Below are 15,868 nucleotides of genomic sequence, written 5' to 3'. Positions count from 1 at the left end.
CTGTCCGACAGCCGCCGTCTCCGCTGTCTTTCAGATTTCAGATGCATCCCGAAGGGCAGGAAAACCGCCGAAATTGTGCTCGGAATGCAACACCCGCCGACAACATTTTTTGAAACGATCCAAACGCCTAAAAAGGCGGCACATGCTTGACTTTTTTGCTTCACGGGCGCGGCGCGGCGTTCCAGATTGCAATCACGTTACGAAATTTGGTTGCAGTCGGTTATCGCATGCCCCGGGGGGCGCCGGAACGGGACTGTCTGAAAGGTGATGGGGATCGTCATGAAGAAAGTGGCTTTGTTGGCAACGGCGCTGGCAATGGTTTCGGGTTCGGCTCTCGCTGCGGATATGGCCGTCAAGGCTGTGAAGGCTCCGCCGCCGGCCGCGTTCGATCCCTGGGACGTTGCTTTTGGCAGCGCGATCATGAACGACTACATCTTCCGCGGCGTCACCCAGTCCAACCACAAGCCCTCGGTCGCCGCCTATTTCGAGCCGCGCTACAACATTAACAAGGACACCCAGCTTTATGTCGGCTTGGCCGGCGAGAGCATCTCCTTCGCCAACCGCGCGGCGGCTGAAGTCGACATCTACGGCGGTATCCGCCCGACCATCGGCATGTTCGCCTTCGACTTCGGCGTCTGGGGCTACCTCTATCCGGGTGGGCAGTGCTTCGGTTCACAGGGAACTTCTGTGAACGGACGTTGCGGTGGCGACATCGACTTCGGTGTCCCCGGAGTAGGTGGATTGCCGATCAACGGCAATTTCGCCAAGAAGAGCGCCAGCTTTTATGAAGGCTATGCCAAGGTCAACATCACCCTCAACGATCAGTTCGCGGTCGGCCTGAACGAGTACTATTCGCCGAACTTCCTTAACCTCGGCGCCTGGGGCAACTACGCTTCGATCACCGGCAAATGGACCGCGCCGAGCACGACCTTCGGCTCTTCCGGCGTCGGCATGTACATCTCCGGCGAGTTCGGCCGTCAGTGGCTTGGTACCTCTGACGCCTTCTACGGCACCGGCGCGATCAACCCGGCCTTTGCTGCCGGTATTCCTGAGCCGAGCTACAACACCTGGAACGTCGGCGTCGGCTTCACCTACAAGGTATTCACGTTGGATCTGCGCTACTCCGACACCAATCTCTCGAAAGGTGCCTGCAACGCCTTCACCAGCGACAACACTGCAACGAGGGCGACTGTTGGCAGCATTTCTGCGATCAATCCGGGTGGCTTCGAGTCCAACTGGTGCGGCGCGACCGGTATCGTCAAGCTCTCGGCTGACCTGACCGCGATGACCAACCTGAAGTAAGATCTTCTTGAAGACCGGGGGCGGCAGAGCAATCTGCCGCCCCTTTCTTTTTAGGTGAGGCCGGATGGAACGAGACTGGCGGCGCGCGCTGGGCGAGGCGATTTCCGGCAACGATCATCGCAATGTGCTGGCGGGGGCGGTCGCCGGCCTCGGCGGCGCGATCGCCATCGGTGCCATGGAATGGTTTTCGGTTGCAGCGCATTATCCGCTGGCCGTGATTCCGTTCGCGACCTCTATCGTGCTGGTGATCGGATCTCCTGATGTCGAGCCGGCGCAGCCGCGCGCCCTGATCGGCGGCCATCTGGTGACGGCACTGGTCGGTTTCGCCGTGCTGAAGCTGACGGGACCGCAGGCCTGGGCGGCGGCCGCCGCTGTCGGTCTCTCCATTCTGGCGATGTACCTCACCGGAACCTTCCACCCGCCGGCGGGCATCAACCCGCTGCTGGTGGTGTCCGGCAATCTGCCAGGGACGTTTCTGCTTGCGCCGGTGCTGGCCGGCGCCGTGTTGTTGACCGCCTTCGCCTTTGTCTGGCACCGCTGGGTGCGGCGCCAGAACTGGCCGCGGTGCTGGCTCTAGTTGGTTAGGCCGGCTTGCCGTCCCGCAAGGCGAAGCGATCGCCGTCGCGGACCATGCCGATATTGCGTTGATGGAAGGCATCCAGCGTCGAGCGGTGGCCGATCGAGATGACGGTGGTCTGCGGCAACCTCTCCGCCAGCAACTTGTACAACGCCGCTTCCGAGGGCTCGTCGAGGGAAGCCGTCGCTTCATCGAGAAACAGATAGCTAGGCGCGTGCAACAGCGCGCGCGCCACTCCGAGGCGCTGCTGTTCGCCGAGTGAGAGCATCCGGTTCCAGTGCGCATCTTCTTGCAGTCGGATGCCGAGCTGCGGCAGCCCCACCAGGTCAAGCGCGTCCCGGATCTGGTCGGCGCTGAAGCTTTCGGTTTTGCCGGGATAGGCGATCGCCCCGTGCAGCGTTCCGATCGGGAAATACGGCCGCTGCGGCAGCATCATCAGCGAGGCGTCCGCGGGAATGGCGATCGACCCTTGGCCGAACGGCCAGATGCCGGCGATGGCGCGGAACAGCGTCGACTTGCCGGACCCCGATGGACCCGTCAGCAGCGTGCGCTCGCCGCTGCGAAGGCTGAGGCCGTCGGCGGCGACCAGCGGCTTGCCGTCGGGCAGCCGCACCTCGAGCCCGCGCAGGTCGATCGCCTTGCCGCCGCCGGATGAGTCTACGCCGATCGAACCGGCGCCGTCCGCAAACGCGGCGGCGCGGGCGATCGAGGTTTCGAATCCGTCGAGGCGGGCGACGACGGCGCGCCAGTCCGCCAGCGTTCGATAGATGGTGACGAACACCGACAGCGCCTTCTGCACGCTGCCGAAAGCGGAAGCGGTCTGGGTCATGCCGCCGAGCTGGATCTTCTTGGCGAAGTAGGCCGGCGCCACCAGGATGTAGGGAAAGATCACCGCGGCCTGCGAATAGCTCGCGGTGAACGCGGTCAGCCGCTTGGTGCGGCTCATGATGCCGTACCAGTTTTCGACCACGTTGTTGAAGCGCTGCCAGAGCTGCTGGCGCTCCGCGCCCTCGCCCTTCAGCAGCGCGATCTGTTCGGAGTTTTCGCGCGCGCGCACCAGGTTGAAGCGGAAGTCGGCCTCATAGCGCTGCTGCTGGAAGCCGAGCTGGACCAGCGGCGAACCGATCCACTGAGTCAGCGCCGTTCCGAAGATCGCATAGATCAGCGCGCCCCACACCATGTAGCCGGGGATGTCGAAGTCCTTGCCGAACAGATGCAGCGGTGCCGCCGCCGACAGGCCCCACAGGATCACGACAAAGGAGAGCAGCGTCACCACCGAATTGAGGAGGTTCAGGCCGATGTCGAGCGTCCGCTCGATGAACAGCTTGACGTCCTCGGAGATGCGCTGGTCCGGGTTGTCGGCGGTGTCGCCCTGCAACTGCATGCGATAATGATTAGCGCGGTGCAGCCATTCGCCGAGATAATGCCGGGTCAGCCAGCGCCGCCAGCGGATCTGCAGCCACTGATTGAGATAGAGCTGGTAGACGGCCAGCGCGATGAAGCAGGCCGCCAGCAGACAGAAGACGCCGATCTCGCGGACGAAGACGTCAAAATTGTACTCCTGCAGCGCGTTGAAGAAGCGGTTGCTCCACTGGTTCAGGAGCACGTCGATGGCGACCAGCGCCAGTTCGATCGAGATCACCGCGGCGAGCAGGCCGCGGCCGGCCCATTTGTCCTCGGAACGGAAGTAGGGGACGGCGATGCGCCATACGGTCGCGAGCGTCGAGCGGATGTTGTTCACAGATTTACCGTCTCCGGGGGATGGCCTTCAAAGGCCTGAAAAATCGGGATAATCGGCGGGAATGCTAGACTAAAGTCGTAGGTTTCATGTGCAGCGTCATCTTGTCCCGGTGTTCGAGTCAACCCTAGCATGCCCGCAATGGCGAGGGGCGGGGGGCCCTCCTACTTCGCGAGCTTGTGAGCGATTTTGGCGGTGCCCAATTCGCAGGCGATCTTGCACCATTTCCCAGGGGGACTCCCGCGATCACGCAAGACGCGCCTGACCGTTCACGCAGGCGGCCGCGTCGCATAATAGCGTGGGGGAGGATCCGCTTATGTGGAATCAGATCTACAATCCGCTCGGCAACGCCGTGTTGTCGACCGTCGCCGCCGCCATTCCGGTGGTCTTGCTGCTGGTGCTGATCGCGAGCGGCAGGGTCAAGGCGCACATTGCGGCCATCATCGCGCTGGTTGTCGCCAACATCATCACGATCGCGGTCTTCACGATGCCCGCGGGCATGTCGATCCGTGCCTCGCTGCTCGGCGTGGTGTCCGGGTTCTTCCCGATCGGCTGGATCGTGCTCAACGTCATCTTCCTCTATCAGGTCACGGTCTCGACCGGCCGCTTCGAATTGCTGAAGCGCGCGGTCGGCGGCGTTACCGAGGACCGGCGGCTGCAGCTCCTCCTGATCGCGTTTTCGTTCGGCGCCTTCTTCGAGGGCGCGTCGGGGTTCGGCACCCCGGTCGCGATCACGGGCTCGATCCTGCTCGGCCTCGGCTTCTCGCCGCTGGCCGCGTCCGGCCTGTCGCTGATCGCCAACACGGCGCCGGTCGCCTACGGTGCGCTCGGCACGCCGATCGCGGGCCTCGCCCAGGTCACCGGTCTCGATCCCTATATCCTCGGCGCCATGGTCGGCCGGCAGTTGCCGCTGTTCTCGCTGATCGTGCCGTTCTGGGTGGTGTGCGCGTTCGCCGGCTGGAAGGGCATGAAGGACGTATGGCCGGCCATCCTGGTCACCGGCGTTTCCTTTGCCGTCCCGCAATTCGTGATCTCGAACTACATCAATCCCTGGATCGTCGACATCGGCGCGTCGCTGATTTCGATGGGTTGCCTGATCCTGTTCCTGAAAGTCTGGCAGCCGAAGCAGCTCTGGCTGTCGCCGGCCTTGCGAGGCACCGACGAGTCGGCCGCGACCATGACGACGCCGAAGCCGCTCGACAAGACGCCGCTGACCCAAAGCGAGTTGTGGAGCGCATTGCTGCCGTGGATCATCGTCTGCATCGTGATGCTGATCTGGGGCAATGGCGCGTTCAAGACCTGGGCGAACTCGATCTTCGTCTGGAACTATCCGGTGCCCGAGCTGCACAACCTGATCAACGTGGTGGCCCCGGTCGCGGCCAAGCCGACCCCGCAAGGCGCGGTGTTCGGCTTCACCTATCTGTCCTTCACCGGAACCGGCATGCTGATCGCGGCGATCATCTCCGGTTTCCTGATGGGCGTCGGTCCGGCCAGGCTGATTGGTGAATACGGCCGCACCATCAAGCTGTGCGCGATCTCGCTGATCACGATCTCGGCGATGCTCGCGATCGGCACGCTGACGCGGCTCTCCGGCGTCGACGCCACGCTCGGTCTCGCCTTCGCCGCGACCGGCGTGCTCTATCCCTTCTTCGGCACCTTGCTCGGCTGGCTGGGCGTCGCGCTGACGGGATCGGACACGGCATCCAACGTGCTGTTCGGCAACCTGCAGAAGATCACCTCCGAACAGCTCGGCCTGTCGCCGATCCTGATGGCGGCCGCCAACTCGTCGGGCGGCGTCATGGGCAAGATGATCGACGCGCAATCGATCGTCGTCGCCTCGACCGCGACCAACTGGTACGGCCACGAAGGCTCGATCCTGCGTTACGTGTTCCTGCATTCGATCGTGCTGGCCTGCCTTGTCGGCCTGTTCGTGACGCTGCAGGCCTACGTCTATCCGTTCACGCTGATGGTCCTGAAATAGGATTGCCGGCGAAGCGCTTCATCGAGGATCCCCGCGGCGGTGCCGCGGGGATTTTCGTTTCAGTGCCGTATTTTTGCTTGCCGCATCGCATCATCACCGGCCAATCAAGGGGATCACGATGCAATTGCGGGCCTTCGCACGGGAATGCAGTTGTCGGTGCTGGGCTTCGGCTGACATTCTCGGGTGAACCGCGATGATGCCCGGATGAATGCGCCATCATTTCTGATCAAAAGATAGGCATTAAATCTGCGTTAATTTTGCTGTCGCACAATGGCAATTATCCAACACGGCACTGCCATACGCATTTCGTGCCGTGCGCATGTCGCTTGATTTGATTTGTTGTTTTGATTTGCATCCGCTGCACCGGAGCAGCCGCCCTCTGTTGCGTCGGCTTCGGATCAGCTTCGATTGATTGATTTCTGGGAATAATCATTTCGGTAGGGGAACGCGGATGGTTGAAACCCGAGTTGCACCTCGTCATCGAGTCATGAAGCCCGCCAAAATCGAATATGGCGGCATGAAAACGCCGTGCACGATCCGCGACATATCGGTCACCGGCGCGGCATTGGAGATTTCCGAACTCACCGGGATCGTCCCGGCGGCGTTCAACTTGATACTGCCCGAGGAGAAATTGAAGCTGCCCTGTCACGTGGTCTGGCGCAGAGAGTTTCGCATCGGTGTCGCGTTCGATTAGGCCGCTGTCGAGCAGGAGGCTGAATGATGACTATTCGCGAAAGACGATCCGGAATCGATACGCGCTCGGAGAGCGAGAAGCAGTTGCTTGGGGAGCGGCGGTCCGGGATCGAGCGGCGAACGGATCGCAAATCCGCAAAGCCAATGCCGTCCGATGAACAGTTATTGCTTTTTGCACGACGCCTGAGGCGGACGATGCGTGATGAAAAAGGCCGGGCCTTTCTCGGAGTAGCGGTCGGAGAACAGGATTTTACGTTCTATCCCGAAGTCACCCGCCTCGTGGAATGGATCGAATCCCTGGCCGGCGCTGAATCATAACAGCCGGCAACGATCGCGCACAAAGCCGGTTTGCGCAAGACAGTTCCGTGACCTGACGGATTATCGGAACATCAAAACACCCTAGCCAATCACCTCGTTGTTCAATAGAACGGCGCGCAGTTTTGGGTGCCTGGATATTTCGAGGGGCTTTATGATTTCACTCGCGCGTTTGTTGAAGCAGGCTGGCGTCGCAACGGTGTTGCTGCTGGCTGTCGCCCCCCATTTCAGCCCCGCCCACGCCGATGACGGCTTTCCGTTCGGCAGCGAAATGACGCTCGATGTCGGGCGCCAGCCCGGTTCCAAGCGGATCCCGAATATCGAGATCGGCGACGCCGGCGAAGTCGTGCTCGAACTCTGGTGCAAGGGCGGCAAGGGCCAGTTTTCGGTGGCCGGCAATACCGTGATTTTCGTCGCGGGCGAGATGGAAAACCGCACCTGTGCGCCGGACCGGGCGCAGGCCGATGACGATCTGATCGCGGCGCTGACGGACGCGGCCACCTGGAAGCGGCAGGGCGATTTCGTCTCGTTCGTCGGCGCCAGGACGCTGCGGTTTCGCATCAACACGAATTAGAGCGTTTTCCGATTCCATCGGAACGGAAAAGGCTCTGGGGCGCATCGTGCTCCTCAGCCTTGCATTCCCGTGGGTTGAGCCGCTGACCGAACTGACTTAAGCGTCCGCGATGAACGAGCCGGCCAGCGGCGCGGACGTTTCCGTGCAAACATCAGATACGACACCGGGCCTGCTTGGCGTCGCCTGTGGCATCGGCGCGGCGTTGTTCTGGGCGCTGGGCTTTGTGGCGACGCGGCACGGTCTGAAAGCGGGATTCACGCCCGTCGACCTCTTGATGCATCGCTTCCTGTGGTCGGGCCTTGTCTTCCTGCCGTTCGTGTTTCGCGCCGGTCTGCGCGATCTCTGCGGCATCGGTTGGGGCCGCGGCATGGCGCTGATGGTGCTGGGCGGACCGGTGATGTCGCTCATCAGCTATGCCGGTTTCATGTTCGTGCCGCTGGGGCATGGCAGCGTCATCCAGCCTTCCTGCGCGACCTTGGGCGGCCTGTTGTTCGCAGCCTTCCTGCTCAGGGAGCACATTTCGCCGTCGCGGCTGGCGGGCGCGCTTGTCATCGTCGCCGGTCTCGGCGTGATCGGCAGCGAGTCGATCGCGCATATCGGGCTCGACGGCGTGCAGGGCGATTTGATCTTCGTCCTCACCGGCCTGATGTTCGCGGGTTTTGGCACGCTGGTGCGGTATTGGCGGGTCTCTGCCGTCTCCGCGGCCGTCGTCATCAGCGTGCTGTCACTCCTGCTGTTTCCGTTCTATGCAGCATCGGGCGGACTGGCCCGCGTCGCGGCGCTGGGCCTTCATGAGAATGCGCTGCAGGCGTTGGGACAAGGCGTCCTGGCCGGGCCCGCGGCGATGTATCTGTTCACGGCTTCGATCCAGCATCTCGGCGCTTCCCGCGCCGCGATTTTTCCGGCGACCGTGCCGGCGTTGACATTGCTGTTCGGCTGGCTGCTGCTGGGTGAGCCGCCGACCGCATTGCAGATGGCGGGATTGGCGACTGTCTTGTTCGGATTTTATCTGGCGCAGCGGCAGCGATAGTCCTTGTTCGGACTGCTTCTAGGCTCCACCCTCGAATCCCACGAAGGTCGTCGCTTCATCGACCGATTTGCGCTCGGATACAACGGCATTGGCAGGAAAACTGTGATCCGGCCAGCCCAGGGCGATACTTTTCATGATCACCTGATCGTCCGCGATCCCGGCATGCTCGCGCACCACGGGGGATTGCATGATCCCCTGGCTGTTGATCACGGCACCAAGCCCCCGCGCCCAGGCCGCGTTGACAAGCGCGGTAGCCACGGCGCCACAGTCGAAGGCCGTATCGTCGCTGGACGCGAGCGCGCGATCATAGGTGATGATCACGCACACGGGCGCGTCGAACTGGCGAAAGCCGCGCATGACCCAGTCTTGCCGCCGCTCCTTGTCATCGCGCGCTATACCCATCGCGCTGAACAACTGCTTGGCAACGCCGATCTGGCGTTCGCGATGCACCCCCTCGAATGGCTGGCCAATTCGAAACTCGCGCGAGTGCGGCACCCCTGTCAGATTGCGCTCGGTGTTGCCCTGGCGGATGCGATCCAGCGGTGCGCCGGTGATGACATAGAAATTCCAGGGTTGGGTATTCATCGACGATGGCGCGCGCATCGCCAGCGTCAGGATTTCCTTGATCAATTCCCGCGGGACAGGATCGGGCTTGTAACCGCGAATGCTTCGCCGGCCGAGAATGACGTCATCAAACTTCATCTTTGCATTTCCTGAAATTGGCGCGAGGTCTGCGTTCTCTCTCACGGCTTTGGTCTTGTCTATAGCGTTTCCGAGAGACGGCAGCCCTGGCTTCAGGAGTACGCGCGTCCTAACCCTCGCGCAAAATCATGTCGGCGCAAACGCCGGCCGACTGGATTACGCCGGTATAGCCGCCGAACCCTGCATAGGCGGAGGCCAGATAAAACCCTGGGATCGCCGTGCGCGGCGAGCGGAACGGGTTTTGCCAGATCGAGGCCGGCGGGGTTGGCGCAAAACCGTAGACGGCGCCATCCGGCGCGTTGAGATATTGCCGGACCGACAGCGCGCTGTTGAACGAGGACGCCACCACGGCGTCGCCGAGCCCGGGATAGATCGATGACAGATAGCGAACGATCGCGACCTGCCAGCGGCCGCGCTTCTCGCGATAGGCCTCCATGTCGGAACTGTCCCAGTTCGACAGCAGATCGGGGCCGAGCACCGACAGCGCATAAGGTGGCGCCGCCACGCCGGAATCGATCGCCGCATAATCGACCACCGACATCGGCGGCATGCGTTGGCCGGGCTCTTCGGCCATCAGCGCCGCGCCTTGCCCGTAGTCGGCGAGCTGTTTCATCCAGGGCGGCAGCAATTGTGTGGAGTAGGCGGTGACGCCGAACTCGCGCGGCGGCTTCGACAGCCCGAGCGTCAGCGCAAACAGCGACGCCGACGGGGTTTGCCGCGCATAACTCCGGCCCAGCTTCTCCGCGGCGTCCGCTTCCATCAACGGCTCCAGCACCGCCGGCGCGGCGTTGCCGACGATCCGCAGGCATTCGACGGTCTTGGGATCGCTGCCGTCCTTGGCGGTGTGGGTGACGGTTTTCGCCGCCTGATCCAGCGCGATGCCGCTGACGACGCGCCGCACCAGCACGTCGCCGCCGGCAACCTTGATGGCGCGGGCCAGCGCGCTCGACAGCCGCTGCGAGCCGCCCTGCACGTAGCGGCCGCCGCCCTGCAGATAGTTGCCCTGCGCCATCGCGAAATACATCCACCACAGCGTGGTCGGGTCGTCATGGAAATAGGACAGGTTGGCAGCGAGCACGCATTTGACGGCTTCGCTGTCGCCGAACACCCGGTCGAGCTTCTGCGACAGCGACAACGACCAGTCGCGCGCGCAAGGCAGCAGCTTGAACAAAGCGTGCAGGGCTTGGCGCGGCTTCTTCAGCGCGTCCTTGCCTTGCGAGATCGTCGCCATCGCGTCGACGATCCCCTGCATCTCGCCGAGCAACTGATCGATCCCTTTGCGCGCTTCCGGAAAGCGTTGCGAAAGCGCCTGCCGCGCCGCGTCGAAATTGTCGGGCATCAAAAAAGGCTGGCCGATCGGGCCGCCGCGCGCCTGGTAGAATGCGCCGGAAGGAACCCAGGTCACCTTGTCGATCACGCCCGCACGCGTCAGCACGTCGTGCTTGGGGTCGCGCGGGTGGTGCGGGTCGCTGGTTTCGTGCAGCGATCCCTCGACAAAAAGCTCGCCGGATTTGTAGCTCGACGCAGCACCCCCGACCGAGTTGCCGCGCTCGATGACGAGCACCTTGCGGCCCTCGCGCGCCAGGATCGCACCGGCCGTCAGGCCGCCGAGGCCGGCGCCGATCACCACTACATCATAAGGCGCCATACGAGGTGAAATCCTTGGGAATTCCTTGGGAACTCATACACTTATCGCAAACGTTCATTGCCGTTCGGAAGCCGGCATGTCAAATGCGTCGCTGCATGGGTCAGGTGCGCGGGAGGCTCACGCCGGCGACGCTGCCGCATGGCGCGGCAGCGTGATGATGAACTCGGTAAATAGCCCGGGCTCGGTCTCGACGTCGATCCTGCCACCATGCTGCTTGACGATGATGTCATGGCTCATGGAAAGCCCGAGCCCGGTGCCTTCGCCGGCCGGTTTGGTGGTGAAGAAGGGGTTGAACATCTTTTCCCTGACGTCAGGCGGGATGCCGGTGCCGTTGTCGCGGATGCGGATCTCCACCGATTTGCCAAGGTTTTTCGTGGTCGCGCTCAGCCGAGGCTCGAAGGATTCGTCGTTTGCCTCGGACTTGCGCCGGGTGGCCGCATAGAAGCCGTTGGCGATGAAGTTGAGCAGGGCCCGGGTAATCTCCTGCGGGTATAGCTCGGCCGCGCCCGCCTCCGGATCGAGGTCGCGTGTGAGCGTGATATTGAAGGCCGATTTCTCGGCCCGCGCGCCGTGATAGGCAAGGTTGAGGCTCTCCTCGACCAGGGCGTTGATGTCGGCAGGGCGATGTTCGCCGGAACCCTCGCGCGAATGCAGCAGCATGTTCTTGACGATGGAGTCGGCGCGCTTGCCGTGCTGTACCACCTTTTCCAGATTGGACTTCAGCATCGCCGTCAATTCGCTGACCTCGTCGCGCGTCTTCTGATCAAGTGCTGCCGGCGCCAGCGCCTCGTCCAGTTCATCGATCAGTTCAGCCGATAGCGACGAGAAGTTATTGACGAAATTGAGCGGGTTCTTGATCTCGTGCGCGATCCCGGCGGTGAGCTGGCCGAGCGAGGCCAGCTTCTCGGTCTGCACCAGCCGGTCCTGGGCTGTGCGGAGCTCTTCGAGCGAGGCGGCGAGTTCCTTGCTGCGCGCCTGAGTTTCGTCAAACAATCGCACGTTCTCGACTGCGATCACGGCCTGGTCGGCAAAGGTCTGTACCAGATCGATCTGGCTTTTGCTGAACTGACCGGGTTCGGGCCGCGTCAGTACCAGCACGCCTTCGACCTTGTTGTCCCTCAGCATCGGTACGCCCAGCGTTGCGCGAATCCTCGCCAGCGCGCCGGTAGGCATTTCCATTTCGGGGTCTTCGAGAACATCGGGAATGATCTCGACCTTCCCCGATGCGATGACGCGTTGGGTTGCCGAGCCACGACCCGCCCGCGGCGGATTCGCCGCCCAATATTGCAGAAATTCAGGCGTGGTATGGGAAGCCGCCTTGAGCGGAAAGACATCGCCCTCGCGCAGGAAAATCGAACCCCGGTAGGCGCCGCTCAACTCGACCGCGGACCTGATCAGCGTTTCAAGAACGGTTTGCAGATCGAATGTCGACCGGCTGATCACCTTGAGCACGTCGGCGGTGGCGGTCTGTTGCTGCAGGGATTCGCTCAAGTCGCGGGTGCGCGCCTGCACCTCGTTGAACAGCCGCGCGTTCTGGATGGCGATCACGGCCTGGTCGGCAAAGGTCTTGAACAGCGCCACTTCCCTGTCGGTAAAGGTGGCGTCCGCATTCCGGGAAACATGAAAGGCGCCGATGCCCCGCCCTTCCCACAGCAAAGGCGCGACCAGTACCGAAAAACTGCCCATCCTCGACGCAACGATGCGAAGCGATTGCGGCGCATCCGGATTGTTGAGGACATCGCCGAAAAAAAGGATCTGCTGGCGTTCGAATGCCAGCGCCATCGGCGTGTTGGCGAGCGGCTGCGGGAACGTGGCCCTGAGCGCTTCACCGGTGCTTCCGCGATAGGCGCCGATGTGGACCAGGCCATCCTCCCCGAGCAGGAAAATTGCCATTCGTTCGAAGGCCGCCAGCCGCTCGCAACTGTCCAGGATCTGCTCGAAGACCGGCGCGGTGTCCGCGACCGAACTGCTGATGACGTTCAGGATGTCGGCGGTCGCGGCTTGCTGTGCCAGAGCTTCGTCGAGCTGTTTGGTGCGCAAGTCGAGCTGGGATTCCAGATCGGAGACCGAAAGTCGCTTGTGCAAGGTGGCCGCCGGGGACGTGCGGCGCCTGGTCTTGGCGGTCTTGGCTTTCGTGGTCTTGGCCTTTGAGGTCTTGGCTTTGGAAGTCTTGCGGCCCTTTGCCGGACCTGCCTTACGAGGCTTTGTCTTGCGGGCCTTCGCCTTGCTCGCTTTGCCGCCCGTCGTTGAAAGCCGCGCCATTTCCACCCCACGTCAGAATAGGCATTCTATCGGGTTACGGCATCGTTCTGGAAGGGGCTGGATTGGCCGGGCGGTGGGTTGTGGCCCTTCGAGGGCCCGTGCTGGGGCACGGCCGCCTCAGGGCAACGAATGACGAGAGAGGCTATTTCCAGAGCGATCTGTCGACGTCCCAGCGCTGGCCCTTGAACTCCTTCGCCAGCGCCTCGACCGAGCCATTGTCATCCTTGGGCTCGCCGCCTTCCTCGTCGCCGCTGGATTCTTCCGAAAGGTTCTACTTCGCACCGGTGCCCTCTTCGGTGGTCGAGATCACCGGGCCCGAAATCCACAGCATCAGCCGGTCCGACGCGCCGGGTTTGTCCGACGACGCCAGCGCGGTGACTTCGAGGCTTTCGGTGAGACCGAGCGCCGGGTAGATCTGGCTCGGCCGCTTGAACGTCAGATTCGGCTTTCCGGTATTGGCGTTCCACTCGGTGCCGGCCGGCTTGGCTGCCAGGCAACATCCGCTCTGGTCGCTCCGGTGATCGCGATGCAATCGCCGTCAGGTCTGGTCGAGCATGCCAATATGATGTTGGGCGTAGAGCTCAAGGCCAAGCCTGGCAACGAGGTCGATTTGGGTTTCAAGAAAATCGATATGATGCTCCTCGTCGTGCATCAGCTGCTCAAACAGGTCGCGCGTCACATAGTCTTTCACATCGTGGCAGTGGGTTGCCGCTTCCTGGTAAAGCGCCCGCGCTTCCATTTCTGCCTTTAAATCGCGGTCAAGCACCTCCTTCACCGTTTTGCCGATACGAAGGGATTCGAGGGTCTGCATGTTGGGGTTGCCATCGAGGAAGATGATCCGCTCGATGAGCTTGTCGGCATGCTGCATTTCCTCGATGGACTCCTTAAGCCATTGCTTTCCAAGCCCCTTGTAGCCCCAATTGTCCAGCAGGCGATAATGCAGCCAGTATTGGTTCACTGCGGTGAGCTCGTGGCGCAGCGCCTTGTTCAGGTAGTCGATAGCTTTGGGGTTACCTTTCATGGACCACTCCCTGTTGCCGATCGCCTCCGATGCGTAGCGTGGACGGAGCCTATTCATTCGATCACCGGTCGGCCATCGCCAGCGTTCCGGCTCATGGCGTTGCTGCGAATGTACCCCTATGGCGCCCGTGCAGCCTACATCGCGACGCTTCGCATTGGTGCAGAAGCGGATGGTCGCAAAAGCTCATGCAGCCAAGCATCGCAGCGCTTCAAAATCGACTCTGGGTGTTTTGCCGAAATTTACTCCTCTAGAGTAAATCCAACGCGCAGTGTGACCTGGTAATGGCCAACAGTCCCATTTTCGATATGCCCTCTCGTTTGCGTGACTTCGAACCATTTCATGTCGCGAATGGTCTTCGATGCGCGGGCCAAGGCATTCTGAATGGCGTCTTCGATGCTTTTTTCGGAAGATCCCACGAGCTCCAGGATCTTGTAGACGTGACCCTTCATTTCAGCAGCAACCGGCATGACGAACCTCCGTTGTGATGTCAGTGGGGCAACCTGGACTTATCTCCTTCTACCCGGAGTCTTAATCCGATCGCGAGCCAAGTCCATTCCGAACGAGCGTTCTCGCGCGATGTACGAGAAAGGTCAGGCAGAGACGCATGCACTGCAGCAATTGCCGTTGCTATTGTTCAAGAGCCCAGGTCTTGGCGCCTCAAAAGGTCTTGGCGCCTCAAAGAAACTCAAACGGGGGACATTGATCGACAAGTTCGAAGCGCACTGTTGCGGCCTGGTGCGCTGCCGCGGCCGCAACTCCATGCCGGGACGGCGCGGGCGCTACTTCCAGACCGACTTGTCGGCGTCCCAGCGCTGGCCCTTGAATTCCTTGGCCAGCGCGTCGACCGAACCGTTGTCGTCCTTGGGATCGCCGCCTTCCTCGTCGCCGGCAGCTTCTTCCGACAGGTTCAGCTTGGGACCGGTGCTTTCATCCGTGGTCGTGATGACCGGGCTCGAGATCCACAGTATCAGCCGGTCGGAAATGCCCGGTTTGTCCGACGAGACCAGCGCGGTGATCTCGAGACTCTCGGTCAGGCCGAGCGCGGGATAGGTCTGGCTCGGACGCTTCAAGGTCAGTTTCAGCTTTCCGGTGTTGACGTTCCAGTCGGCGCTGGCCGCCTTGGCCGACAGTGTCCTGCTCAGCACGCCCGATATTGCGGATGCGATCTTGTCCTTGTTGATCTTGTCGCCATCGCGCCATTCGGCGGCGGCAAACCGGATCGTGCGGTCCATCTCGACGGTGCCGCTGGTCCAGCCCACGGCGGTCACGCCCGGCGCCGCTTTGGTTTTGGCGATCAGGGCGCCCGCGCGCTCCGGATCGACGGTGAGGTTGATGGTCTGCTCGCCGGAGCGCAGCGCGTCGCAGGAGATCGCGAGGCTGCCCAGTCCGACCTCGACGCCTTCGCCCCTGAGGCTTTTGAGGAAATCCAGCGCCGTGTCCAGCTTGACCCGCACGCCGACCGATTCCGGCGAGACTTCGGTAAAGTCCTTGGGCTGTGGCGTGATGCCGTCGTCGCTGGTCTGGTTATCGAGAAATTCCTTCTCGCTGAGATCGGAATTATCTGTCGAAGTCACTTCGATCACGTTGGTGCCGATGGTGATCTGGCCGCGGAATTCGAAACCGTCGCCGCTCGGCTTGCGCAGCAGCTTGACCGTGACAGGCTTTTTGTCGCCGGTGGTCTGCGTCGTGCCGGTCAGGTTCTGGCCGTTGACGGCGAGGTTGGCGACGAAACGCTCCTTGCGGTCGGAACCCTTCTCGGCGGGATAGCAGACGTCGAGCACGGCCGCGGTGACGGCCTTGCCCTGGCGGGTCTCCTTGAGGACCACGTCGGCATTGCCGTCCATCAGGCCGTCGATCGAGGTGAAATATCGTACTTCGCTTGAGCCCGGCGCGGTCCTGGTCGGGAGTTTCATCTGGGCGAAAGCGAGATCCGGGGAGGCCGTCAACAGACCGAGCAGGCAAAGCATCAGCGCGCGCATATGAAATTCCCTGAAGCGACAGAATCGATAAGTTCAGTACCTAGCA

Annotated in this window: 15 protein-coding genes; 7 read left to right on the top strand and 8 right to left on the bottom strand. The window is 62.2% G+C overall.

Translation table 11 applies throughout. The features are described 5' to 3' along the window. Positions 1-279 precede the first annotated feature (279 nt). Positions 280-1,302 (top strand): TorF family putative porin, encoded by a 1,023-nt coding sequence (locus BLR13_RS12565; RefSeq protein ID WP_074831592.1) that lies wholly within the window; start codon positions 280-282, stop codon positions 1,300-1,302. Positions 1,303-1,366: 64 nt separating this feature from the next. After that, complete coding sequence (locus tag BLR13_RS12560) at positions 1,367-1,879, top strand: HPP family protein (protein WP_079586384.1); 513 nt, start codon at positions 1,367-1,369, stop codon at positions 1,877-1,879. 4 nt (positions 1,880-1,883) lie between these two features. Here the strand turns inward: BLR13_RS12560 and BLR13_RS12555 are convergent, their stop codons facing one another. Then, on the bottom strand, positions 1,884-3,620 hold the full coding sequence (locus tag BLR13_RS12555; RefSeq protein WP_074823734.1) for an ABC transporter ATP-binding protein/permease: 1,737 nt from the start codon (positions 3,618-3,620) through the stop codon (positions 1,884-1,886). 313 nt (positions 3,621-3,933) lie between these two features. On the opposite strand from BLR13_RS12555, the gene BLR13_RS12550 reads away from it, so the two are divergent. The 5 genes from BLR13_RS12550 to BLR13_RS12530 all read left to right on the top strand — a co-directional run bounded on the left by BLR13_RS12550 (position 3,934) and on the right by BLR13_RS12530 (position 8,210). After that, a complete protein-coding gene (locus tag BLR13_RS12550; RefSeq protein WP_074823736.1) occupies positions 3,934-5,598 on the top strand; it encodes an L-lactate permease in 1,665 nt (554 codons plus the stop codon). Positions 5,599-6,049: 451 nt separating this feature from the next. Then, positions 6,050-6,292, top strand: coding sequence for a PilZ domain-containing protein (locus BLR13_RS12545; protein ID WP_074823738.1), 243 nt, complete (start codon positions 6,050-6,052; stop codon positions 6,290-6,292). A gap of 23 nt (positions 6,293-6,315) precedes the next feature. Next, positions 6,316-6,609 carry a hypothetical protein gene (locus tag BLR13_RS12540; protein ID WP_074823741.1) on the top strand — a complete coding sequence of 98 codons (294 nt, stop codon included), beginning with the start codon at positions 6,316-6,318 and terminating at the stop codon, positions 6,607-6,609. A gap of 151 nt (positions 6,610-6,760) precedes the next feature. After that, a complete protein-coding gene (locus tag BLR13_RS12535) occupies positions 6,761-7,180 on the top strand; it encodes an META domain-containing protein (RefSeq protein WP_074823744.1) in 420 nt (139 codons plus the stop codon). 109 nt (positions 7,181-7,289) lie between these two features. Next, entirely contained in the window at positions 7,290-8,210 is a 921-nt protein-coding gene (locus tag BLR13_RS12530) for a DMT family transporter (RefSeq protein WP_074823746.1), read from the top strand. A gap of 18 nt (positions 8,211-8,228) precedes the next feature. On the opposite strand, the gene BLR13_RS12525 is transcribed toward BLR13_RS12530, so the two are convergent. The 7 genes from BLR13_RS12525 to BLR13_RS12495 all read right to left on the bottom strand — a co-directional run bounded on the left by BLR13_RS12525 (position 8,229) and on the right by BLR13_RS12495 (position 15,822). Then, positions 8,229-8,912 carry a nitroreductase gene (locus BLR13_RS12525; protein WP_074823748.1) on the bottom strand — a complete coding sequence of 228 codons (684 nt, stop codon included), beginning with the start codon at positions 8,910-8,912 and terminating at the stop codon, positions 8,229-8,231. Between the two features lie 109 nt (positions 8,913-9,021). Next, complete coding sequence (locus BLR13_RS12520; RefSeq protein ID WP_074823751.1) at positions 9,022-10,560, bottom strand: phytoene desaturase family protein; 1,539 nt, start codon at positions 10,558-10,560, stop codon at positions 9,022-9,024. 117 nt (positions 10,561-10,677) lie between these two features. Beyond that, entirely contained in the window at positions 10,678-12,822 is a 2,145-nt protein-coding gene (locus BLR13_RS12515; protein ID WP_079586385.1) for a GAF domain-containing protein, read from the bottom strand. A gap of 271 nt (positions 12,823-13,093) precedes the next feature. Next, the gene (locus tag BLR13_RS12510; RefSeq protein ID WP_074823752.1) at positions 13,094-13,354 is read right to left on the bottom strand and encodes a hypothetical protein; all 261 of its coding nucleotides are present in this window, start codon (positions 13,352-13,354) and stop codon (positions 13,094-13,096) included. A gap of 6 nt (positions 13,355-13,360) precedes the next feature. Further along, positions 13,361-13,843 (bottom strand): bacterioferritin, encoded by a 483-nt coding sequence (bfr, locus tag BLR13_RS12505; RefSeq protein WP_074823754.1) that lies wholly within the window; start codon positions 13,841-13,843, stop codon positions 13,361-13,363. A 239-nt stretch (positions 13,844-14,082) separates the two neighbouring features. Further along, a complete protein-coding gene (locus tag BLR13_RS12500) occupies positions 14,083-14,292 on the bottom strand; it encodes a dodecin (protein ID WP_091977472.1) in 210 nt (69 codons plus the stop codon). Positions 14,293-14,622: 330 nt separating this feature from the next. Further along, positions 14,623-15,822 (bottom strand): hypothetical protein, encoded by a 1,200-nt coding sequence (locus tag BLR13_RS12495; protein ID WP_074823757.1) that lies wholly within the window; start codon positions 15,820-15,822, stop codon positions 14,623-14,625. Positions 15,823-15,868 lie beyond the last annotated feature (46 nt).

This window comes from Bradyrhizobium ottawaense (assembly GCF_900099825.1).
GTDB lineage: Bacteria > Pseudomonadota > Alphaproteobacteria > Rhizobiales > Xanthobacteraceae > Bradyrhizobium > Bradyrhizobium ottawaense_A.
The sequence above is the reverse complement of the archived record's forward strand: the minus strand, read 5'-3'. Positions and strand labels throughout refer to the sequence as shown.

Excerpts from the sequence above, each read along its gene's own strand:
- BLR13_RS12560 (WP_079586384.1), top strand. The coding sequence starts at position 1,367 with ATGGAACGAGACTGGCGGCGCGCGCTGGGCGAGGCGATTTCCGGCAAC.
- BLR13_RS12500 (WP_091977472.1), bottom strand. The coding sequence starts at position 14,292 with ATGAAGGGTCACGTCTACAAGATCCTGGAGCTCGTGGGATCTTCCGAA.
- BLR13_RS12525 (WP_074823748.1), bottom strand. The coding sequence starts at position 8,912 with ATGAAGTTTGATGACGTCATTCTCGGCCGGCGAAGCATTCGCGGTTAC.
- BLR13_RS12545 (WP_074823738.1), top strand. The coding sequence starts at position 6,050 with ATGGTTGAAACCCGAGTTGCACCTCGTCATCGAGTCATGAAGCCCGCC.
- BLR13_RS12565 (WP_074831592.1), top strand. The coding sequence starts at position 280 with ATGAAGAAAGTGGCTTTGTTGGCAACGGCGCTGGCAATGGTTTCGGGT.
- BLR13_RS12550 (WP_074823736.1), top strand. The coding sequence starts at position 3,934 with ATGTGGAATCAGATCTACAATCCGCTCGGCAACGCCGTGTTGTCGACC.
- bfr (WP_074823754.1), bottom strand. The coding sequence starts at position 13,843 with ATGAAAGGTAACCCCAAAGCTATCGACTACCTGAACAAGGCGCTGCGC.
- BLR13_RS12540 (WP_074823741.1), top strand. The coding sequence starts at position 6,316 with ATGATGACTATTCGCGAAAGACGATCCGGAATCGATACGCGCTCGGAG.
- BLR13_RS12520 (WP_074823751.1), bottom strand. The coding sequence starts at position 10,560 with ATGGCGCCTTATGATGTAGTGGTGATCGGCGCCGGCCTCGGCGGCCTG.
- BLR13_RS12530 (WP_074823746.1), top strand. The coding sequence starts at position 7,290 with ATGAACGAGCCGGCCAGCGGCGCGGACGTTTCCGTGCAAACATCAGAT.
- BLR13_RS12495 (WP_074823757.1), bottom strand. The coding sequence starts at position 15,822 with ATGCGCGCGCTGATGCTTTGCCTGCTCGGTCTGTTGACGGCCTCCCCG.
- BLR13_RS12515 (WP_079586385.1), bottom strand. The coding sequence starts at position 12,822 with ATGGCGCGGCTTTCAACGACGGGCGGCAAAGCGAGCAAGGCGAAGGCC.
- BLR13_RS12535 (WP_074823744.1), top strand. The coding sequence starts at position 6,761 with ATGATTTCACTCGCGCGTTTGTTGAAGCAGGCTGGCGTCGCAACGGTG.